Annotated in this window: 15 protein-coding genes; 8 read left to right on the top strand and 7 right to left on the bottom strand. The window is 70.5% G+C overall.

From position 1 onward, the window contains the following. Nucleotides 1-531: 531 nt before the first annotated feature. From OP18_RS56800 to msrA, 5 genes are all read right to left on the bottom strand, one after another. A complete protein-coding gene (locus OP18_RS56800; protein ID WP_156089306.1) occupies nucleotides 532-2,043 on the bottom strand; it encodes a PIN-like domain-containing protein in 1,512 nt (503 codons plus the stop codon). A 345-nt stretch (nucleotides 2,044-2,388) separates the two neighbouring features. After that, nucleotides 2,389-2,850, bottom strand: coding sequence for a hypothetical protein (locus OP18_RS56795; RefSeq protein ID WP_156089305.1), 462 nt, complete (start codon nucleotides 2,848-2,850; stop codon nucleotides 2,389-2,391). A gap of 905 nt (nucleotides 2,851-3,755) precedes the next feature. Next, nucleotides 3,756-4,055, bottom strand: coding sequence for a hypothetical protein (locus tag OP18_RS05040; protein ID WP_033357555.1), 300 nt, complete (start codon nucleotides 4,053-4,055; stop codon nucleotides 3,756-3,758). Nucleotides 4,056-4,235: 180 nt separating this feature from the next. After that, on the bottom strand, nucleotides 4,236-5,459 hold the full coding sequence (locus tag OP18_RS05035) for a helix-turn-helix domain-containing protein (RefSeq protein WP_033357554.1): 1,224 nt from the start codon (nucleotides 5,457-5,459) through the stop codon (nucleotides 4,236-4,238). 118 nt (nucleotides 5,460-5,577) lie between these two features. After that, on the bottom strand, nucleotides 5,578-6,171 hold the full coding sequence (gene msrA, locus OP18_RS05030; RefSeq protein ID WP_245635270.1) for a peptide-methionine (S)-S-oxide reductase MsrA: 594 nt from the start codon (nucleotides 6,169-6,171) through the stop codon (nucleotides 5,578-5,580). 213 nt (nucleotides 6,172-6,384) lie between these two features. Between msrA and OP18_RS05025 the strand changes: the two genes are divergently transcribed. The 6 genes from OP18_RS05025 to OP18_RS05000 all read left to right on the top strand — a co-directional run bounded on the left by OP18_RS05025 (nucleotide 6,385) and on the right by OP18_RS05000 (nucleotide 14,409). Beyond that, complete coding sequence (locus OP18_RS05025; protein WP_052386242.1) at nucleotides 6,385-8,658, top strand: putative bifunctional diguanylate cyclase/phosphodiesterase; 2,274 nt, start codon at nucleotides 6,385-6,387, stop codon at nucleotides 8,656-8,658. Continuing rightward, entirely contained in the window at nucleotides 8,655-9,797 is a 1,143-nt protein-coding gene (locus tag OP18_RS05020; RefSeq protein ID WP_033357551.1) for a cystathionine gamma-synthase, read from the top strand. The genes OP18_RS05025 and OP18_RS05020 overlap by 4 nt, the downstream gene beginning before the upstream one ends. 42 nt (nucleotides 9,798-9,839) lie before the next feature. Beyond that, complete coding sequence (locus OP18_RS05015) at nucleotides 9,840-11,225, top strand: amidase (RefSeq protein ID WP_033357550.1); 1,386 nt, start codon at nucleotides 9,840-9,842, stop codon at nucleotides 11,223-11,225. Nucleotides 11,226-11,365: 140 nt separating this feature from the next. Further along, nucleotides 11,366-12,049 (top strand): hypothetical protein, encoded by a 684-nt coding sequence (locus OP18_RS05010; RefSeq protein WP_033357549.1) that lies wholly within the window; start codon nucleotides 11,366-11,368, stop codon nucleotides 12,047-12,049. Further along, the gene (ilvA, locus tag OP18_RS05005; protein ID WP_033357548.1) at nucleotides 12,046-13,272 is read left to right on the top strand and encodes a threonine ammonia-lyase; all 1,227 of its coding nucleotides are present in this window, start codon (nucleotides 12,046-12,048) and stop codon (nucleotides 13,270-13,272) included. The genes OP18_RS05010 and ilvA overlap by 4 nt, the downstream gene beginning before the upstream one ends. 9 nt (nucleotides 13,273-13,281) lie before the next feature. Next, the gene (locus OP18_RS05000) at nucleotides 13,282-14,409 is read left to right on the top strand and encodes a M48 family metalloprotease (RefSeq protein ID WP_052386241.1); all 1,128 of its coding nucleotides are present in this window, start codon (nucleotides 13,282-13,284) and stop codon (nucleotides 14,407-14,409) included. 70 nt (nucleotides 14,410-14,479) lie between these two features. Here the strand turns inward: OP18_RS05000 and greA are convergent, their stop codons facing one another. Next, a complete protein-coding gene (gene greA, locus OP18_RS04995) occupies nucleotides 14,480-14,980 on the bottom strand; it encodes a transcription elongation factor GreA (RefSeq protein WP_033357547.1) in 501 nt (166 codons plus the stop codon). Nucleotides 14,981-15,064: 84 nt separating this feature from the next. Further along, entirely contained in the window at nucleotides 15,065-15,481 is a 417-nt protein-coding gene (locus tag OP18_RS04990) for a DUF4307 domain-containing protein (RefSeq protein WP_033357546.1), read from the bottom strand. A 102-nt stretch (nucleotides 15,482-15,583) separates the two neighbouring features. On the opposite strand from OP18_RS04990, the gene mca reads away from it, so the two are divergent. Then, complete coding sequence (gene mca / locus OP18_RS04985) at nucleotides 15,584-16,447, top strand: mycothiol conjugate amidase Mca (RefSeq protein WP_033357545.1); 864 nt, start codon at nucleotides 15,584-15,586, stop codon at nucleotides 16,445-16,447. Between the two features lie 4 nt (nucleotides 16,448-16,451). Beyond that, a complete protein-coding gene (locus tag OP18_RS04980) occupies nucleotides 16,452-16,691 on the top strand; it encodes a hypothetical protein (protein WP_033357544.1) in 240 nt (79 codons plus the stop codon). Nucleotides 16,692-16,854: the final 163 nt, after the last annotated feature.

The following is a 16,854-nucleotide window of genomic DNA, read 5'->3' as shown; positions in this document are numbered from 1 at the left end:
CTGAGCCTGGTTCAGAGTTTCTTCACTGAGTCAAGGCGCCGCTGACGCGACGCACCGCGGCGCCATGGGGTCGCTCCGCGACCTGCGCTTACGCCTCCGGCGACGCGCAGGCAAGCCCCGGCGCCCGCACCGGCATCAGCGACGTCAGGATCAACCCACAGAAACGACGAAACCCCAGCCGCCGGCGAAACCGAGGACCAGGGCGCGAAGGTCTACAGGCGGAGCAACTGAAGGTGTGAGCGGAACTTGCGGTGCGGCAACACCCTCCCCGCCGCCATTTTCTCTTACGTGTTTGCCCAGCTCGTCAAGGTCGTTCGTCCAGTGGGGCGCTCCACCTTGAAGAGCTGGGCAAACACGAGAACCTGGCACCGGCGAGGGCGCCGCCGCCGTGAGGGGCTCGCCTCAAAGCAGCAGCCAGCCAGGAGGTCCGCGTGGCGCTGACACGTACGTGTCAAGATACGAGAAGACCCAGTCAGAGCTGCCACACTAAACGTCACACCTGCTTGAGCCGCGCTGCACGTTTGCAGCTACTCAAGACTCGGCATTCTGCGGCAGACTGGAGTCTGGTATGGCTACAGCATGGCTTATCGACTGCGTTCGTCGCGCGGCCTCCTCAATTTCCGCAATCAGACGCGACTTAGGGTACTTTGATCGATGGGTAGCACCTGGCACCAGTGCCGAATGAAGTATTCGAAGGTCACTTACCATCATCGATCGGAGAGCATCTGCACCACCCGTCAGATACTCAGCATAAATTTCCTCGGAATTTCGCGCGGGAGGGCGCGGAATGCCAATAAATCGTTCGCCTAATTCATTCCCTAGAACGCGTACAAAGCGCTCCTCATTCGGTGTCAGGAATACGCAGATGTGCCGAGTATGAGTATGCGCGGGATTAGCAAGTTTGGCGAGGATCGTAGCGATCATGCTTTCTCGCGCCCTAATGGTCCGCAACTCGGAATCTAGGCGCTGTCTACGCACTTCGACCACGTCGTTCGAATCCTGTTGACCAATGGAGGAGAGGTTGGCGATTTCGCGCTCAATCGCGTGTACGGATTCAGAGGTGGCAGAACTGCGATTCAAAAGCACCACCTCCAAGCGGGCTGCGGACTCGATGCCGATTGGCGAAGGACCGGCGTGTCGCCTTTCGGTCTGGCCAATTGCATCGGTCTCTGCCAGGGTTTCTTGACTGACAATGGCATTTAGCTCGGATTGTGCATACAGCAGGAAGCTCCTGGTGGGAAGCGCTATAAAGTCAACGCCAGCGAAGTCCAGTGCTTCCTGGACGAGTTCGGGCAGTGCGCCAATCTGCTTGTTCTGAACCTTGCTGAACCAGTCGTCTTTGCCGTCGCGAGTAACAAGCACGAGTGGAATCTGGCGCTTCTTAACCTCAAGTAGGCTTTGATACCAGACTAGGTAGTCGCCGCAGGGATCGGCCTTGCTGGAGTCCTGAAAACCTGGTGGTCGGTTGTCCTTGATTCGAGCCTCAGCCTCCGAACGGGCTGCTTCCTGCTCATCTGGCGGTAACGGATCACCGACAAGGCCCTTCAGCAGCTCTTGCAGTTCCCCTAGGACAGGGTCCTCTCTTATGAAGCGTTCCGATACACCGTGCCGCGCCTGGAGGGATCCAATGCGCTGCGTTAGCGACGTGAACATCGTATCCACTGACGACAACAGGGACTTCAGGATTTCCTCGTCGAGGACAACACGATTTGCGAATTGCTTGATCTGGCCAATAAGTTCTTCTTCGTGTCGCTTCCGAAAACTCCCGATTGCCTTTATTGCGTCTTTGTAGGCGTCGGCATGTGTGGCAATTACAGACGCGCGATTACGGTGAAATTCAAGCGCGACCTGATGCGGAACCCAGAGTCGACTCCCCAGAGCGCGCAGTGCCGATAGCAGTTCACCTCGCGCACCCTTGGTGTATCGGTACGCATCCAGCAGAACATTAGTGTCAACAACGACCATGCCGGTCTTGAGTGCGTTGCTCGTCCTCTCCCGAGTTGGCGGAATGAAGGGTAGGAACGCATCGCTAAAATTGGCCATCATTTTCCTTTACGAAGGCAACGACACCAGCATTCCACAAGATCGCGATTGTCGAAACCGAGTATCTGCGCGTCGAACGACTCGTTATGTCGGCGACTATCTCGGGTACAAGTGGTTTGATGGCGACAGCTGGACGACGCCCTAACGGCCGCCACTCGTCGAGCATCGACGGATCCGCGCTGCACAGCTCGCCGAGATCACCAACAGGTGACATCGGCGGGGATGTCGTCCACGAACCGAGTCACGTTCGTCAGTGTGACACCGACCCTAACCCGAATTGGCCCTACAGCAGGCAGGCGTGCCAGCAGGCGCCGGTAGCGGCACGACTGCCGACACCGTTATGCCTCACGGCTGCCTTCCCTCATCGACATCGATCAGGCCCTCGCCGCGGTCTGCGTCGCCATGATCCGCGGTCATGTGCTCTGCAAGCTCAGTCCTAAGTCGCTCCTTTGCCTCATTTGCAGCCACTTCGCGAGCCTTGTACTTGTTCCAGACGCGTTTCCCGGCAACCACGCCCACCGCCAAAACCGAGGTGCACGCTGCGATTATCGCGGCGCCTTTGAACAGTAGTCTTGGAGCTGCTTTCGCCACAGCGCCCGCTTCAATAGTCTCAATCAAGTTGTCGACACCGCCCAGATGCTTTGCTGCTGTCACAATGTCTTGGTACTTGCCTAGATTTCCCATATTTGCTCCGGGTAGGGGGTAGAACTGGCTAAGGCGGCCAGATAGCTTGACGACGATGGCACCGCGGAACGCGTCACCCTTAGCGTCATGACCATCTAGGGTGGTGTGCCGGGTACCGGTCATGCCAGCGGACCGAGCCTACGATGCAATCCGCCACTTGTCTGTCCCAGGGCGGCGGCCAGACGCCGCTCGGCCCAACCAACTTCGACAGGGGATGGAGTCCCCTCAAATCCGTGCTGCCACGCGGCCGACGACAACGATGACAGCAACCGCCGCACAACGACGATCGCGACCGGTACCAACGGAACTCCCGGCTGGCGCGCTAAGCCATTACACCGTTGAGTCGGTCGCGCCTCTTTACCTGCGGCTCGCCGCCGACGCGTACAGCAGCGGAGTACAGCAACCGACCGGACCGCATCGACCTCAGCCAGGCCATCAGCCGTTAAAGCGCAACGGGATCGACAGCACCGAACCTCATCGCCGGGAATCCCTCGTTCGCGGGTTAATGCCCGCCGTGTCTGGCATGGATGGGAAAGAACCAGGGGCCGATCTTGCTTGCGAACCCCTGCGGTAGCGACGAAGCCACCGGTAGCCAACGTGTGACCGGCGCGGCGCGACCGGGCGCTCGGGGGTGCTGCGCCCGCCCGCTTCGGCTGGCGCCTACGCGGGCGGCAAACCTCCGGCGCCCGCACCGCCGCGCAGATGCCGCATCACCAGGCCGTGCGGAACTTGCGGTGCGGCAATACGCTCCCCGTCGCCATTTTCTCTGACGTGATGGCCCAGCTCGTCAAGGTCGTTCGTCCAGTGGGGCGCTCCACCTTGACGAGCTGGGCCATCACGAGAACCCGGCACCGGTGAGGGCACCGCCGCAGTGGGAGGCTGGCCGCCCGGTTGCGGCGCCGACGCGATGGACGCTCGTGGCTCGCCCTGCTGGCGGCGCAAGCGCCGGCATCGGGCGGCCACGGCGCTGGACACGGCGGCGACGGGAACGGTGGCAAGCAGGTCAGGGTGTAGCTCGCAGCGGTTCCTCAGGTCAGCACGGCCACTGCCCGGAGTGCGGCAGTAGCCGAACTCATCGGGAGGATCAGTTCGGTACCCAGGACGGGCTCGGACAAGTGCCACGGTCGTACCGTCGGTACCTCAAGCTTCGCCATTTCGATGTACTCGTGGGTGCCGTCCATGTACGCCGTCTTGAAGACGAACAGCTCGACGGTCGGGTCGTCAGTCTTGATCACGACTGGTTCGGAGCGGTGGAGGTCATCGCCGACCTCGGTGTAGGCCGTGCACGCGGCACGCGAGCACCAATCGGGGTGATACTCAGCGATCATCGTCGCTCCCTGCTGCGATAGGGACGTGGAACTGCCGTCACCCGCCGACGCCGTGCCTGCGGCTCATCGCCGTAACGGTTGGTGAGCGGGCGCTTATCGACAGCTTCGCGACCTGGAGCGGGCGTTGAGAACCGTTGCGGCGTCCGTCGATGTCCGTGGCTGTCCGCGCTCGACGGACGCTCAGCTCGTCAGCTCGCGCTGGGTAGGCCGGAAGGCAAGGCAGGCGTCACGAAGCTCTTGCGCCTCGGGTACGCCACTGCGTTCCACGCCAGCCAAGACCTCGGCGGCACGCCACCAGTTCGACGGGACGATCCGGCCCGAGGTGACCGCTGACAGGGCTTCGGCACTGGCCTCATCCGGTCGTTCGGCGGCCAGCAGCGCGAGGGCCAGGTCCAGCCGGGCTGAGGCGACGCGGCGGGGCCGAGGCACGCCGCCGGGCTCGGACAGCAGTTCGCCGATCGCGAAGCGGGCGAACTCCTCGGCGGCTGGATCTCCAACCCACGCCAGCGTGGTGGCGGTGTAGGAGATGGCCTTGGCCGGGTCGTACCGGTAATGGTGCTCCGGATGCTCAGGTGTGGGGAGGTTGCTCACGAGCCGTGCCACACGTTCCAGCGCGTCTCGGGTCTCTGCTGCCTTCCCCATCCTGGCCGACGCCCGCCCTTCCTGAGCGGTCGCCTGGATCAGCGCCGATCCGCCCGCCGGCGCCATAGCCTGCGCCCGCTTCGACAGGGCAAGCGCCTCGGGATACCGGCCATCGGTCAGCACGTCCCATGCCCGGGTTTCCAGGCACCAGGCGCGAATCTCGTCGTGTCCGGCGTGCGCCGCCATCTGATCGGCCGTGGTCAGCCACGCCTCGGCGGCGTTGCGCTGCCGGAGGTCGATGTGCAGCGTCGCGGCCAGCAGGGCGAGCCACCCACCCACAGCGAGCAGCCGGCGCTGACCGTCGATCGTCATCTTGACGTCGATCAGCCCATTGACGTAGCTCAGATGCCGCCGGACCTGAGGTAAAAGCTCCTCCGGTGGCGTGGCGGCGTAGCTCATCGCCATCCGGTCGGCCGCCTCCTCCAGGCGGCTCAGCGTCGCGTCGCTGACGTCGCTTGCCTCGATCCGCCGGACCAGCTCGATCGCTTCCAGCTCCGCATCGGTTGGCGTGTCGTTCATCGCTGGCGGCGCTGCGACCGCCGCGGTCTCGACGAGCGCGACCAGCGCTCCGCCTGCTTCGAGCGCCTCGTCAAGTCGCTTGGCGACTTCGACGGTGGGTGCGGCGCGCCCCGTGGCGAGGTCATGCACGTAGGTCTTGCCCTGGTACACCCGGGCGGCGAGCGCACGGTACGACAGGCTCCGCGCCTCCAGCAGCGCCCGCAGCAGATCGCCGAAGCGTGGGTCGACCTCGTTTCGTGCCATCGGAGTTCCCGTCCCTCGTATGACACCGCGGATCGAGCGTAGCCCACCTCAAACGCCTCGGGATGCGACCGCGACCGGCCATCTCGTGGAGCGGCCGGTCGCGGTTGGGGTCAGGAGGTCAGGCGGGCAGCGAGCCGACGCCGATCGGGCAGGTCATGCCGTTGGGGCCGTGGTTGCAGTAGCCGTTGGGGTTTTTGTCGCTTGAAAGGTACTGCTGGTGGTAGTCCTCGGCGTAGTAGAACGGGCCGGCGGCGGCGATCTCCGTGGTGATCTCGCCCTTGCCGGCGGCGCGGACGACCGGGGCGAACGCCTCGCGGGAGGCGGCGGCCGCGGCGGCCTGGGCCGGGGTGGTGGTGTAGATCGCCGAGCGGTACTGGGTGCCGACGTCGTTGCCCTGGCGCATGCCCTGCGTCGGGTCGTGGTTCTCCCAGAACGCCTTCAGCAGGGTCTCGTAGGAGACCTTCGCCGGGTCGTAGACGACCTGGACGGCCTCGGTGTGGCCGGTCCTGCCGGAGCAGGTCTCCTCATACGTCGGGTTGGTGGTGAATCCGCCCTGGTAGCCGACGGCGGTGGAGTGGACGCCGGGGATGCGCCAGAAGATGCGCTCCGCGCCCCAGAAACAGCCCATGCCGAAGTACGCGACCTCCAGGCCGGCCGGCCAGGGCCCGCGCAGCGGGGTGCCGAGCACGGTGTGGGTCGCGGCGACCGGCATCTCGGTGTCGCGGCCGGGCAGGGCGGTCTCGGCGGTGGGCAGGTCGAGCGGCTTGCGGGACCACGGGAACACGATCAGCTCCTAACGAACGTGAGGTCTCCAGTGTCCCTCGCGCCGTGGCGAGCCGCCTTACCGAGACATTACGGCCGTCGAGTGCTCAGGTCCGCCGGGTCGGCGCCGATTGCGCCGGGGTACCCGATGGATTGGAAACAGATGCCCCGCTCCGCGCGGCTGCTGAGGATCATGGCGGTCCTGGTACTGGTGAACACCGGCGCGTTCGGTGTGCAGCTGGTCGCCGGGTCGCGCTGGCCCGAGCCGGTCGACCACCTGCTGAGCCCGTTCGTCGCCGCGCTCGCCGCGCTGCTGTGCGGGCAGGCGCTGCACGCGTCGGCGCAGCCATGGGTGCGGCGGTTCTGGCGCCAGTCGGCGTGGGGCATGTGGTGCATCGCCGCCGCCCTCGTCCTGCGGTTCGCGCAGGTCCTGACCGGCGCCGGGCAGCTGGTGCCGCCGCTGACCGCGCTGCAGAGCGTCGGGGCCGCCCTGCTGAGCTGGGCGGTGCTGCGCATCCCGCTGGGGCTGCGCACCCGGGCCGAGCGGGTCGCCCTCGCGCTGGACCTGTGCACCCTGCTGGTCGCGGCGACGGTCCTGCTGTGGCACTGCTTCGGCACGACGGCCCTGGTGGCGTTCACCGGGGGAGCGCACTCGACCGCCGGCTCCAACGTCGGCCCGATCATGGGCGCGGCGCTGGTGGCGGTGTTCCTCGGGGCGAAGGCGGCGCTGGCCGGGTCCGAGCGGCTGTCCCGCCGCACCCTGTCGTGGCGGGCCGTCGCCGCCCTCATCGGCGGGATGGGCTCGGCCGTCAGCGTGCTGCTGACCACCCGGCCCGACGTCGACGCCCAGACGCTGCTGTTCCCCCTCGCGTCCTTCACCACCGGGCTCAGCGCCGCCTTCCACCTGAAGGACGGCGCGGCCGGCACCCGGCCGGCGGGCCGGCGCCGGCGGTACAGCGTGCTGCCGTACCTCGCGGTGGCCGGCGTCGACGCGCTGCTGGTGTACACGGCGGTCGCCGACACCGCCGACCGGCTGCTGGTCGTGGCCGCCGCCGTCGTGCTCACCGGGCTGGTCGTGGTGCGCCAGCTCATCGCGTTCGGCGAGAACGACGCCCTGCTCACCCGCCTCGGCCGGCAGGAGCGGCAGCTGCGCCACGACGCGACCCACGACGCGCTCACCGGCCTGGCGAACCGGGCCCTGTTCAACGAGCGCGTCGAGGCGGCGCTGCGCGACCCGGCCGGGCGGCAGCGGGTCAGTGTCGCGCTGGTCGACCTCGACGACTTCAAGTCCGTCAACGACACGCTCGGCCACGCCGTCGGCGACGGCCTGCTGGTCGCGGTCGCCGGCCGGATGCGGGCCAACGTCCGCGCCGGCGACACCGTGGCCCGGCTCGGCGGCGACGAGTTCGCGATCCTGTTCCAGGACTGCGACGGCGACGCCGTCGACGGCGCGCTGGCCCGCATCGCCGAGGCGGTGCAGATCCCGGTCGAGGTCGAGGGGCACCTGCTGGTGGCCAGGGCCAGCTTCGGGGTCGTCTCGGCGGGCGGCGCCGACCTGGAGGGCGACCTGCTGCGCCGTGCCGACATCGCCATGTACCAGGCGAAGGCGCTCGGCGAGGGCGGCTTCCAGCGGTATCGGCCGGGTATGGAGGCGCGGGCCAACCAGCGGGTACGGCTCGCCGCCGAGCTCGCCGCCGCGGTCGACGAGGAGCAGTTCGTGGTGCACTACCAGCCGGTCGTGACCCTGCCCGACGGCCGGCTCACCGGTGCGGAGGCCCTGGTGCGCTGGCAGCACCCGGTCCGCGGGCTGCTCGGCCCCGGCGAGTTCGTGTCCGCCGCCGAGGAGACCGGGCTGATCGTCCCGCTCGGCCGGTACGTGCTGCGCGAGGCCACCCGCGAGGCCGCCGGGTGGGACGGCGGGCGGACCGTGGCGGTCAACGTCTCCGCGCGGCAGCTGCAGCGCGAGGACTTCCCCGCCGACGTCGCCGCGGCGCTGCGTGACAGCGGCCTGCCGGCGCACCGGCTCACGGTCGAGATCACCGAGTCGACCGCGGTCGGCGGCGGCGCTACCCAGGACACGCTGCGGGAGCTGCGGGCGCTCGGCGTCCGCATCGCGCTGGACGACTTCGGCACCGGGCAGTCGACGCTGAGCCTGCTGGCCAGCTGTCCGGTGGACCAGATCAAGCTGGACCGCTCGTTCGTGCCCGGACCGGGCCCCGACGCGATCGCGGGCGCGGTGCTGCAGCTGGCGCGGGCCCTGGGGATCGAGGCGGTCGCCGAGGGCGTCGAGACGGCGCACCAGGCGCGGCGGCTGCACGAGCTGGGGTACACCCTCGCGCAGGGCTACCACTTCGGGCGGCCCGAGCCCGCCGCCGGGACGCGGATCCGGCGGGCCGTGACCGGGCTCACCTCGTCCCGCACTATGGTCGGTCCATGACGCACGGCTTCGAGACCCTTGCCATCCACGCCGGCCAGGAGCCGGACCCCGCCACCGGTGCGGTGGTCCCGCCGATCTTCCAGACCAGCACGTACGCGCAGGACGCGGTGGGCCACCCCCGACGCGGCTACGAGTACAGCAGGACCACCAACCCGACCCGGGACGCGCTGCAGGAGTGCCTCGCCGCGATCGAGGGCGGCCGCCGGGCGCTCGCGTTCGCCTCCGGCCTGGCCGCCGAGGACACGCTGCTGCGCACGGTGTGCCGGCCGGGCGACCACGTGGTCATCCCCGACGACGCCTACGGCGGCACGTACCGGCTGTTCGCGAAGGTCGCCGAGCGGTGGGGGCTGGAGTTCACGCCGGCCTCGATCCACAGCGTCGACGCGGTCCGCGCGGCGATCACGGACCGCACGAAGCTCGTGTGGCTGGAGACGCCGACCAACCCGCTGCTCGGCATCGCCGACATCGCCGCGCTCGCGCAGGTCGCGCACGACCGGGGCGCGCTGCTGGTGGTCGACAACACGTTCGCGTCGCCCTACCTGCAGCAGCCGCTGCATCTGGGCGCCGACGTGGTGGTGCACTCCACGACGAAGTACATCGGCGGGCACTCCGACGTCGTCGGCGGCGCGCTGGTGGCCGACGACGAGGAGTTGCTGGGGCGGCTCGCGTTCCACCAGAACGCGATGGGCGCGGTCTGCGGGCCGTTCGACGCGTGGCTGACGATGCGCGGCATCAAGACGCTCGGCGTGCGCATGGACCGGCACTGCGACAACGCCGAGAAGGTCGTCGAGTTCCTCTCCCGGAACAAGGCGGTGCGCCAGGTGCTGTACCCGGGGCTGCCCGAGCACCACGGGCACGAGATCGCCGCCAAGCAGATGCGCCGCTTCGGCGGCATGGTGAGCTTCCGGGCCGCCGGCGGCGAGGAGGCCGCCGTGGAGATCTGCAACCGGGCGAAGCTGTTCGTGCTCGGCGAGTCCCTCGGCGGCGTGGAGTCGCTGATCGAGCACCCGGGCCGGATGACCCACGCCAGCGCCGCCGGCTCGCCGCTGGAGGTGCCGGGCGACCTGGTCCGGCTGTCCGTCGGCATCGAGACGATCGACGACCTCCTCGCCGATCTGGAGCAGGCCCTCGCTCGTTGAGACACTGAGCACCAGCCATCGACGGCCGGAAAGGTGTTTCAGATGCTGCACCGCTCCACCACCTGGGTCGGCGCCACCGCGCGGGAGATCGCCCGCGCGGTGCGCCGTGGTGACACGTCCGCCACGGAGGTCGTCGCCGACCACCTCGACTCCATCCGCGCGTACGACCGGGTCGTCGGCGCGTTCCGGCAGGTGCGCGCCGGGGAGGCGATCGCCGAGGCGGAGATCGTCGACGACCAGCCGGAGCTGCGCAACCTGCCGCTCGCCGGGGTGCCGATCGCGGTGAAGGAGAACGTCGCGGTCACCGGCCTGCCGACGTGGCACGGCTCGGCGGCCGCCCGCGGGCCGGTCGCCGACCACGACCACGAGGTGGTCCGGCGGCTGCGCGGGGCGGGCGCCATCGTCGTGGGCGTGACGAAGATGCCGGAGCTGGGCATCTGGGCGCTCACCGACGACGCTGACGGGATCACCCGCAACCCGTGGCGCACCGACCGGACCCCCGGCGGCTCCTCCGGCGGGTCCGCCGCCGCGGTCGCCGCCGGGCTGGTGCCGATCGCGCACGGCAACGACGGGCTCGGCTCGATCCGGATCCCGGCCGCGTGCTGCGGGCTCGTCGGGATCAAGCCCGGCCGGGGCGTGGTGCCCGCCGGGATCGGCACGAACGACTGGCACGGCCTCGCCGAGAACGGCATCCTCGCCACCACCGTCGGCGACGCGTCGCTGGGCTTCGCCGTGCTCGCCGGCCGGGCCCCGGAGCCGCTGCGGGCACCCGGCAAGCTGCGGATCGCGGTGTCGCCGCGCAGCCCGGCCGCCGGCGTGTTCCCCGACGCCGGAGCGCGCAAGGGGCTCAGCGACGCCGGGCGGCTGCTGCTCGGCCTCGGCCACGACGCCGTGCGGGCCGACCCCACGTACCCGCCGGTGCTCGCCGCCAAGGTCCTCGCCACCTGGTTCGCCGGCACCCACGCCGACGCCGAAGGCCTCGACGCGGCCCGGCTGCAGCGGCGCACCCGCCGCCACGCGGCCCTCGGCGAGCGGGCCCTGCGCCGCGGCCTGGTCAGGGCCGCCGACCGCGACGAGTGGCGGGAGCGCTGCCACAACTGGTTCCTCCGCGGCGGCTTCGACGTCCTCGTCACCCCGGCGCTGGCCGGCCCGCCGCCGCGCGCCGAGCGCTGGTCGGCGCGCTCCTGGTCGGCGAACATGCTGGTCAACGCCCGGTACGCGCCCTACAGCGCACCCTGGAACTTCGCCGGGTTCCCCGCGGTCGTGATCCCGGTCGGCGTGCGCGCCGACGGCCTGCCGGCCGCCGTCCAGCTGGTCGGTCCGCCGGGCGCCGAGCTGCTGCTGCTCGCCCTCGCCGGGCAGGTCGAGCAGGCCGCGCCGTGGCGCCGGCACGCGCCCGGCTGGCCGCGCATGGCCGCCCGGCGGTGACGGTGCGGCAGGCAGGAAGGCAGGCAGGAAGACAGGCAGAGCGACAGGCAGGGCGGCCGGCAGGGCAGCAGCCCGGACGGCAGGCACAGCGGCCGGCAGGGCGGCAGGTCAGGGCCATCTCGAGCTGGGCGACGGCGGCGATGCTGGCCGTCGCCGCGGCCGCCCTCGCCCAGCTCTGCGTGGCGTTCGTGCCGCTCGCCGACATCTGGGCCGCGCACCGGCCGGGCGGCGACGCGAGCGCCGTCGCGGGTGCGGTGCGCCTCGGCGCGTGGGCCGTGCTCGCCGCCGCGGTGCTCACCGCGTGGGCGGTCTTCGCCGGGTGGGCCCGCCGGGCCCGGTCCAACCTGGCGGCGTTCGGCATCCGGACGACGTCCGCCGTGCCGTTGCGCGACGTCGCCGTCGGCAGCGTCGGCCGGGCCCCGGCGCTGCGCCGCAGGATGACGGTGCTGACCTGGCTGTGGTGGGTGAGCCTGCTGGTCACCCTGGCCGCGGCCGTCCTCGGCGCGCTCGCCGGCCTGGACAACCTGCGCGAGATCGCCGACGTGCGGGACCGGGTCGCCGCCGGTGGGACCGTCGACGGGGCGCTGGTGTCGCACCTGTTCGGCCGGCAGCTGCTGCTGCGCCTGCCGGCGGCGGTGCTCGGCGTCGTCGCGGCCGTGTCCGCGCTGGTGCTGATCGCCAGGGTGACCAGCGCGCAGTACGGCCGGGTCGCCCGCATCCGGGGCGCCGCGGTGCCCCGGGCGACCCTGCGGGCGCTGCGCGGCACGGATGACGACTGGACGGTGGTGCTGCCGCTGGCGGCGGGTGGCACGATCAGGGAATGACGGATGTCCCCTTTGAGCTCGTGTCGCTCGCTGACATCGAAGCGGCACGTGACCTGCTGTCCGGCGTGATCCGCCGGACGCCGGTCGAGCCCAGCCGGCCCCTCACCGCGAAGCTCGGCGGCCCCGCCTGGCTCAAGTGTGAGAACCTGCAGCGCGCCGGGTCGTTCAAGGTCCGCGGCGCGTACGTGCGGATCGCCCGCCTCAGCGCCGAGGAGCGGCGCCGGGGCGTGGTCGCGGCCAGCGCCGGCAACCACGCGCAGGGGGTCGCCCTCGCCGCCGGCCTGCTCGGCACCACCAGCACCGTCTTCATGCCGGTCGGCGCGCCGCTGCCCAAGATCGCCGCGACGAAGAACTACGGCGCCGCGGTCCAGTTCGCCGGTACGTCCGTCGACGAGGCCCTCGAGGCCGCGCACGAGTTCGCCGAGCGGACCGGGGCGGTGCTGATCCACCCCTTCGACCACCCCGACATCATCGCCGGGCAGGGCACCCTCGGCCTGGAGCTGGTCGAGCAGCTGCCCGACGTGCGGACCATCGTCACCGGCATCGGCGGCGGCGGCCTCATCTCCGGCCTCGCCGCCGCGGTCAAGGCGGTGCGCCCGGAGGTGCGCATCGTCGGGGTCCAGGCGGCCGGTGCCGCCGCGTTCCCGGAGTCGTTGCGCGCGGGGCGCCCGGTCCGGCTCGCCGCGCTGGGCACGATCGCCGACGGCATCGCCGTCGGCCGCCCCGGCGACCTCACGTTCTCCCACGTCAGCAAGCTCGTCGACGAGGTCGTCACGGTCACCGACGAGGACATCTCCCGGGCGCTGCTGATGCTGCTCGAGCGCGGCAAGACCGTCGTCGAGCCGGCCGGCAGCGTCGGCGTCGCGGCGCTGCTGGCCGGCGCCGTCACGGTCGAGACGCCCGCCGCGGCGGTCCTGTCCGGCGGCAACATCGACCCGATGCTCATGCTGCGGGTGATCGAGCACGGCCTCGCCGCGGCCGGCCGCTACCTGGCCTTCACCGTGCGCTGCGGCGACCGGCCCGGCCACCTGGCGAAGATCCTCACGCAGATCGCCGAGCACGGCGCCAACGTCGTCGACGTCGCGCACCGCCGCCAGGACCCCCGCCTGCAGCTCGGCGAGGTGGAGATCCACCTGTCGGTGGAGACCCGCGGCTCGGAACACTCCGACCGGCTGGTCACCGCGCTCCGTTCGGCTGGGTACACGGTGACGTTCGGCGCGTAGAAGATCGATGTGATCTTCGACCGCCTCGCGCACCGCTCCGCCCGCCGCCACACGCTCGCCACCTTCGAGGCGTTCCGCGACGGTGGCGGCCGCGCCACCACCACCACCGGATCCGTGGTGCTCGTGGTGTCCTCGCTGCTGCTGTACGCGCTGATCCTGGCCCTGTTCGGCGCCGGTGTCTGGCTGTGCACGGTCTCGGTGCCCGGGGCGGTCGCCGGGCTCTGCCTGATCGCGCTCGCGGTCCTGCTGCGCCCCCGCACCGGCCGGGTGCCCAGGTACGCGACCGAGGTGACCGAGGCGGCGGCGCCGCAGCTGCACGGGCTGGTCCGTGAGGCGGCGGCGGTGCTCGGCGCGCCGGTCCCGCGCGTGTACGTCGAGGGCGACGAGTTCGGCGCGGCGGCCGGTGTGGTGGGCCTGCGCCGCCGTCCGGTGCTGGTGCTGGGGCTGCCGCTGTGGAACGCGTTGCCGCGGCAGTCACGCGCGGCGCTGCTGGGCCACGAGCTCGGTCACTTCGTCAACGGCGACCCGCGCCGGGGGCTGCTGGTCCAGCCGTCGCTGACGACCCTCGCCGAGCTCGACGCCCTGCTGCTGCCCGAGCCCACCCGGGACACCGGCGGCGGGAGCGACGCGTTCCTGGTCAACTGGGTCGCCGTGCCGATCCTCAACGTGGTGAAGGCCGTGCTGCGCGCCCTGCTGTGGGGGCCGCGCACCGCCCTCGCCGTGCTGGCGCTGCGGGAGGGTCAGCGCGCCGAGTACCGCGCCGATCTGGTCGCGGCGCGGCTGGCGGGCCGGGCGGCCACCGTCGACCTGCTCGACGTGATCGTCGTGCGGGACAGCCTGATGATGCTGATCAAGCGGGACGCCCGCGCCGGGCGGCCGGTCGCCGAGTGGCCGGAGACCACCCGGCAGCTGCTCGCGGAGCTCCGGCCGCAGCTGGCCGCGCGGCGGGAGGCGGCGACGGAGCGCGACACCGCGCTGTTCGCCACCCATCCGCCGGCGGGGCTGCGGGCGCGGCTGGTCGAGGCGACCGCGGGCGGGTCGGCGGCCCTGGTGCTCGACGCGGCGCGCAACGAGCGGATCGACGCCGAGCTGGCCAAGCACAGCGCCGGCTCGGCGCGGACCCTCAGGGCGTTGTGAGGCCGCGCCCCGGACGGGGGCGCGGCCGCAAATCCGGTGGCCCTCCGCGGGCGGGGGCCGGCGAAGGGGCTCAGCCCGCGAACGGCTCGAAGGCGATGACCTTCACCTTGATCTCGGCGCCGCTCGGGGCGGTGTACTTCACCTGGTCACCCTTGCCCGCGCCGAGGATGGCCTTGCCGAGCGCGGACTCGGGGCTGTAAACGGTGAGATCCGTCGTCGCCGCGATCTCCCGGGAGCCCAGCAGGAACGTCTCGGTGTCGTCCTCGTCGTCGTCGAACTGGATCGTCACGACGGTGCCGGGCGCGACCTTGTTGCTCGTCGGCGCCTCGCCGACGACCGCCTTGCGCAGGAACTCCTTCAGGTACAGGATGCGGCCCTCGGCCTTGCCCTGCTCCTCGCGGGCGGCGTGGTAGCCGCCGTTCTCGCGCAGGTCGCCCTCTTCGCGGCGTGCGTTGATCTCCGCGGCAAGCGCTGGCCGGTTGGCGATGTGCTCGTCCAGCTCGGCCTGCAGCCGGTCATATGCTTCCTGCGACAGCCAGACTGTCCCCTGGTCGCCGTCGGTGGTCGACACTGAAGATCTCCTCACGGGCACGCTCGGTCAAACCACCAAAGTACCAGTGAGCCGCATCACGACCGCCATGGAAAATGCGGGTGGTCAGCGGGTGCGGCGCGGGCCGCACGCCGGGACCTCCACGGTGACGGGCCGGTCGCTGGTGGCCAGGCGGTAGGTGACCAGCGTCTCCGCGCCCGCCGGCACGTCCACCTCGGCCAGGCCGACCTCCTCGCCACTGGCCGAACGGGCCCGCACCCGGCAGGTCGCCTCCTTCGCGGCGTCCTTGCGGACCACGAAGTCGACCGTGATGCCGTCGTCGCTGATCGCGTAGAACCGCTGCACCTGCGGCTCGTACTCCTGCGGCCCGTACTGCTGGAAGAGCTTCACCGCGACGAGCACCCCGGCGACCGCGGCGAGCGCGGCGACGAGCGCGACCAGCCAGGTGCGGCGGGGCCGGGGCTCCCGGCGGCGGCCGTATCGGCCGGGCGGGTATTTGGCTGTGGCGTGCGTCTCGGTCACGGGAAGACGGTCCTCGTCGTTTCGTCGGAGGTACCGACCACAATAGGGTCGTAACCCGGGGCGCCCCCGCAGCGGGGTTGACGATCACCTTGAGGAGAGCTCGTGAGCGAGCAACTGCGATTGATGGCGGTGCACGCGCATCCCGACGACGAGTCGAGCAAGGGCGCTGCCGCGATGGCGCGCTATGCCGCCGAGGGCGTCGAGGTGCTGGTCGTCACGTGCACCGGCGGCGAGCGGGGCAGCGTGCTCAACCCGAAGCTGGACCGGCCGGAGGTCTGGGAGAACATCGCGACCATCCGCCGCGCCGAGATGGACCGGGCCCGGGAGATCCTGGGCGTCCAGCAGGCATGGCTCGGCTTCGTCGACTCCGGCTTCCCGGAGGGCGACCCGCTGCCGCCGCTGCCCGAGGGCTGCTTCGGCCTGATGGACCCGCAGGAGGCGGCCGCGCCGCTGGTCAAGCTGATCCGCTCGTTCCGCCCGCACGTGATCACCACCTATGACGAGGAGGGTGGCTACCCGCACCCCGACCACGTCATGACGCACAAGGTGAGCATGGTGGCGTTCGACGCGGCCGGCGACCCGGACCGCTACCCCGACCAGGGCGAGCCGTGGCAGCCGCTGAAGCTCTACTACAACATGGGCTGGTCCAAGGCCCGCATGTTCGCCCTGCACGAGGCGATGATCGAGGCGACCGGCGAGTCGCCGTACACGGAGTGGCTGCAGCGGTGGGAGGAGCGCGACGACAAGGGCGACCGGGTCACCACCCGGGTGCCGTGCGGCGAGTTCTTCGAGGCCCGCGACGACGCGCTGCGCGCGCACGCCACCCAGGTCGACCCGGACGGCTTCTGGTTCGCGGTCCCGCTCAACATCCAGCAGAAGATCTGGCCCACCGAGGACTACGAGCTGGTGAAGTCGCACGTCGACACCCGCACGCCGGAAGACGATCTTTTCGCGGGCGTAAGGTAGACAGATGCAAGCCCTGCAGTTCCTCGCCGAGAACAACTTCGGGGACACCCGCTCGGGCGGTTTGGCCGGCCCGATGGGGCTGCTCATCATCGTGCTGCTCGCCATCGCGACGGTGTTGCTGATCCGCAACATGACCGCGCGGATCCGCCGCCTGCCCGCCGAGTTCCCGGATCCCGACAAACCCGCCACCTCGGTCGACGAGGTCGACCACGGCGGCGGGCCGCAGCCAGAATCGCGGCACTGACCACTGTTGTGCCTTTCTTCCGTGCTTTAGCCTTCACGGGGTGCGCGTTCCTTTCCCAGGACGCGTCTCCCTGTGGGGCAGGGAAGGGGGGCAAATGGTGGTCACCCCGTTCGTCCGGATATCCGCTCACGCTCCGCAGGCGGTCAACCGCTTAGCGTCATTG

This window comes from Dactylosporangium aurantiacum (assembly GCF_000716715.1).
Classification (GTDB): domain Bacteria; phylum Actinomycetota; class Actinomycetes; order Mycobacteriales; family Micromonosporaceae; genus Dactylosporangium; species Dactylosporangium aurantiacum.
Note: the sequence above shows the minus strand (reverse complement) of the source record. Positions and strands in the feature narration are given on the sequence as shown.

Coding starts and splice junctions, on each gene's coding strand:
- OP18_RS56800 (WP_156089306.1), bottom strand. CDS start 2,043: ATGGCCAATTTTAGCGATGCGTTCCTACCCTTCATTCCGCCAACTCGG.
- OP18_RS05015 (WP_033357550.1), top strand. CDS start 9,840: ATGCTGCACCGCTCCACCACCTGGGTCGGCGCCACCGCGCGGGAGATC.
- OP18_RS04980 (WP_033357544.1), top strand. CDS start 16,452: ATGCAAGCCCTGCAGTTCCTCGCCGAGAACAACTTCGGGGACACCCGC.
- ilvA (WP_033357548.1), top strand. CDS start 12,046: ATGACGGATGTCCCCTTTGAGCTCGTGTCGCTCGCTGACATCGAAGCG.
- OP18_RS05025 (WP_052386242.1), top strand. CDS start 6,385: ATGCCCCGCTCCGCGCGGCTGCTGAGGATCATGGCGGTCCTGGTACTG.
- OP18_RS05010 (WP_033357549.1), top strand. CDS start 11,366: ATGCTGGCCGTCGCCGCGGCCGCCCTCGCCCAGCTCTGCGTGGCGTTC.
- msrA (WP_245635270.1), bottom strand. CDS start 6,171: ATGCCGGTCGCCGCGACCCACACCGTGCTCGGCACCCCGCTGCGCGGG.
- OP18_RS05020 (WP_033357551.1), top strand. CDS start 8,655: ATGACGCACGGCTTCGAGACCCTTGCCATCCACGCCGGCCAGGAGCCG.
- OP18_RS56795 (WP_156089305.1), bottom strand. CDS start 2,850: ATGACCGGTACCCGGCACACCACCCTAGATGGTCATGACGCTAAGGGT.
- OP18_RS05040 (WP_033357555.1), bottom strand. CDS start 4,055: ATGATCGCTGAGTATCACCCCGATTGGTGCTCGCGTGCCGCGTGCACG.
- OP18_RS05035 (WP_033357554.1), bottom strand. CDS start 5,459: ATGGCACGAAACGAGGTCGACCCACGCTTCGGCGATCTGCTGCGGGCG.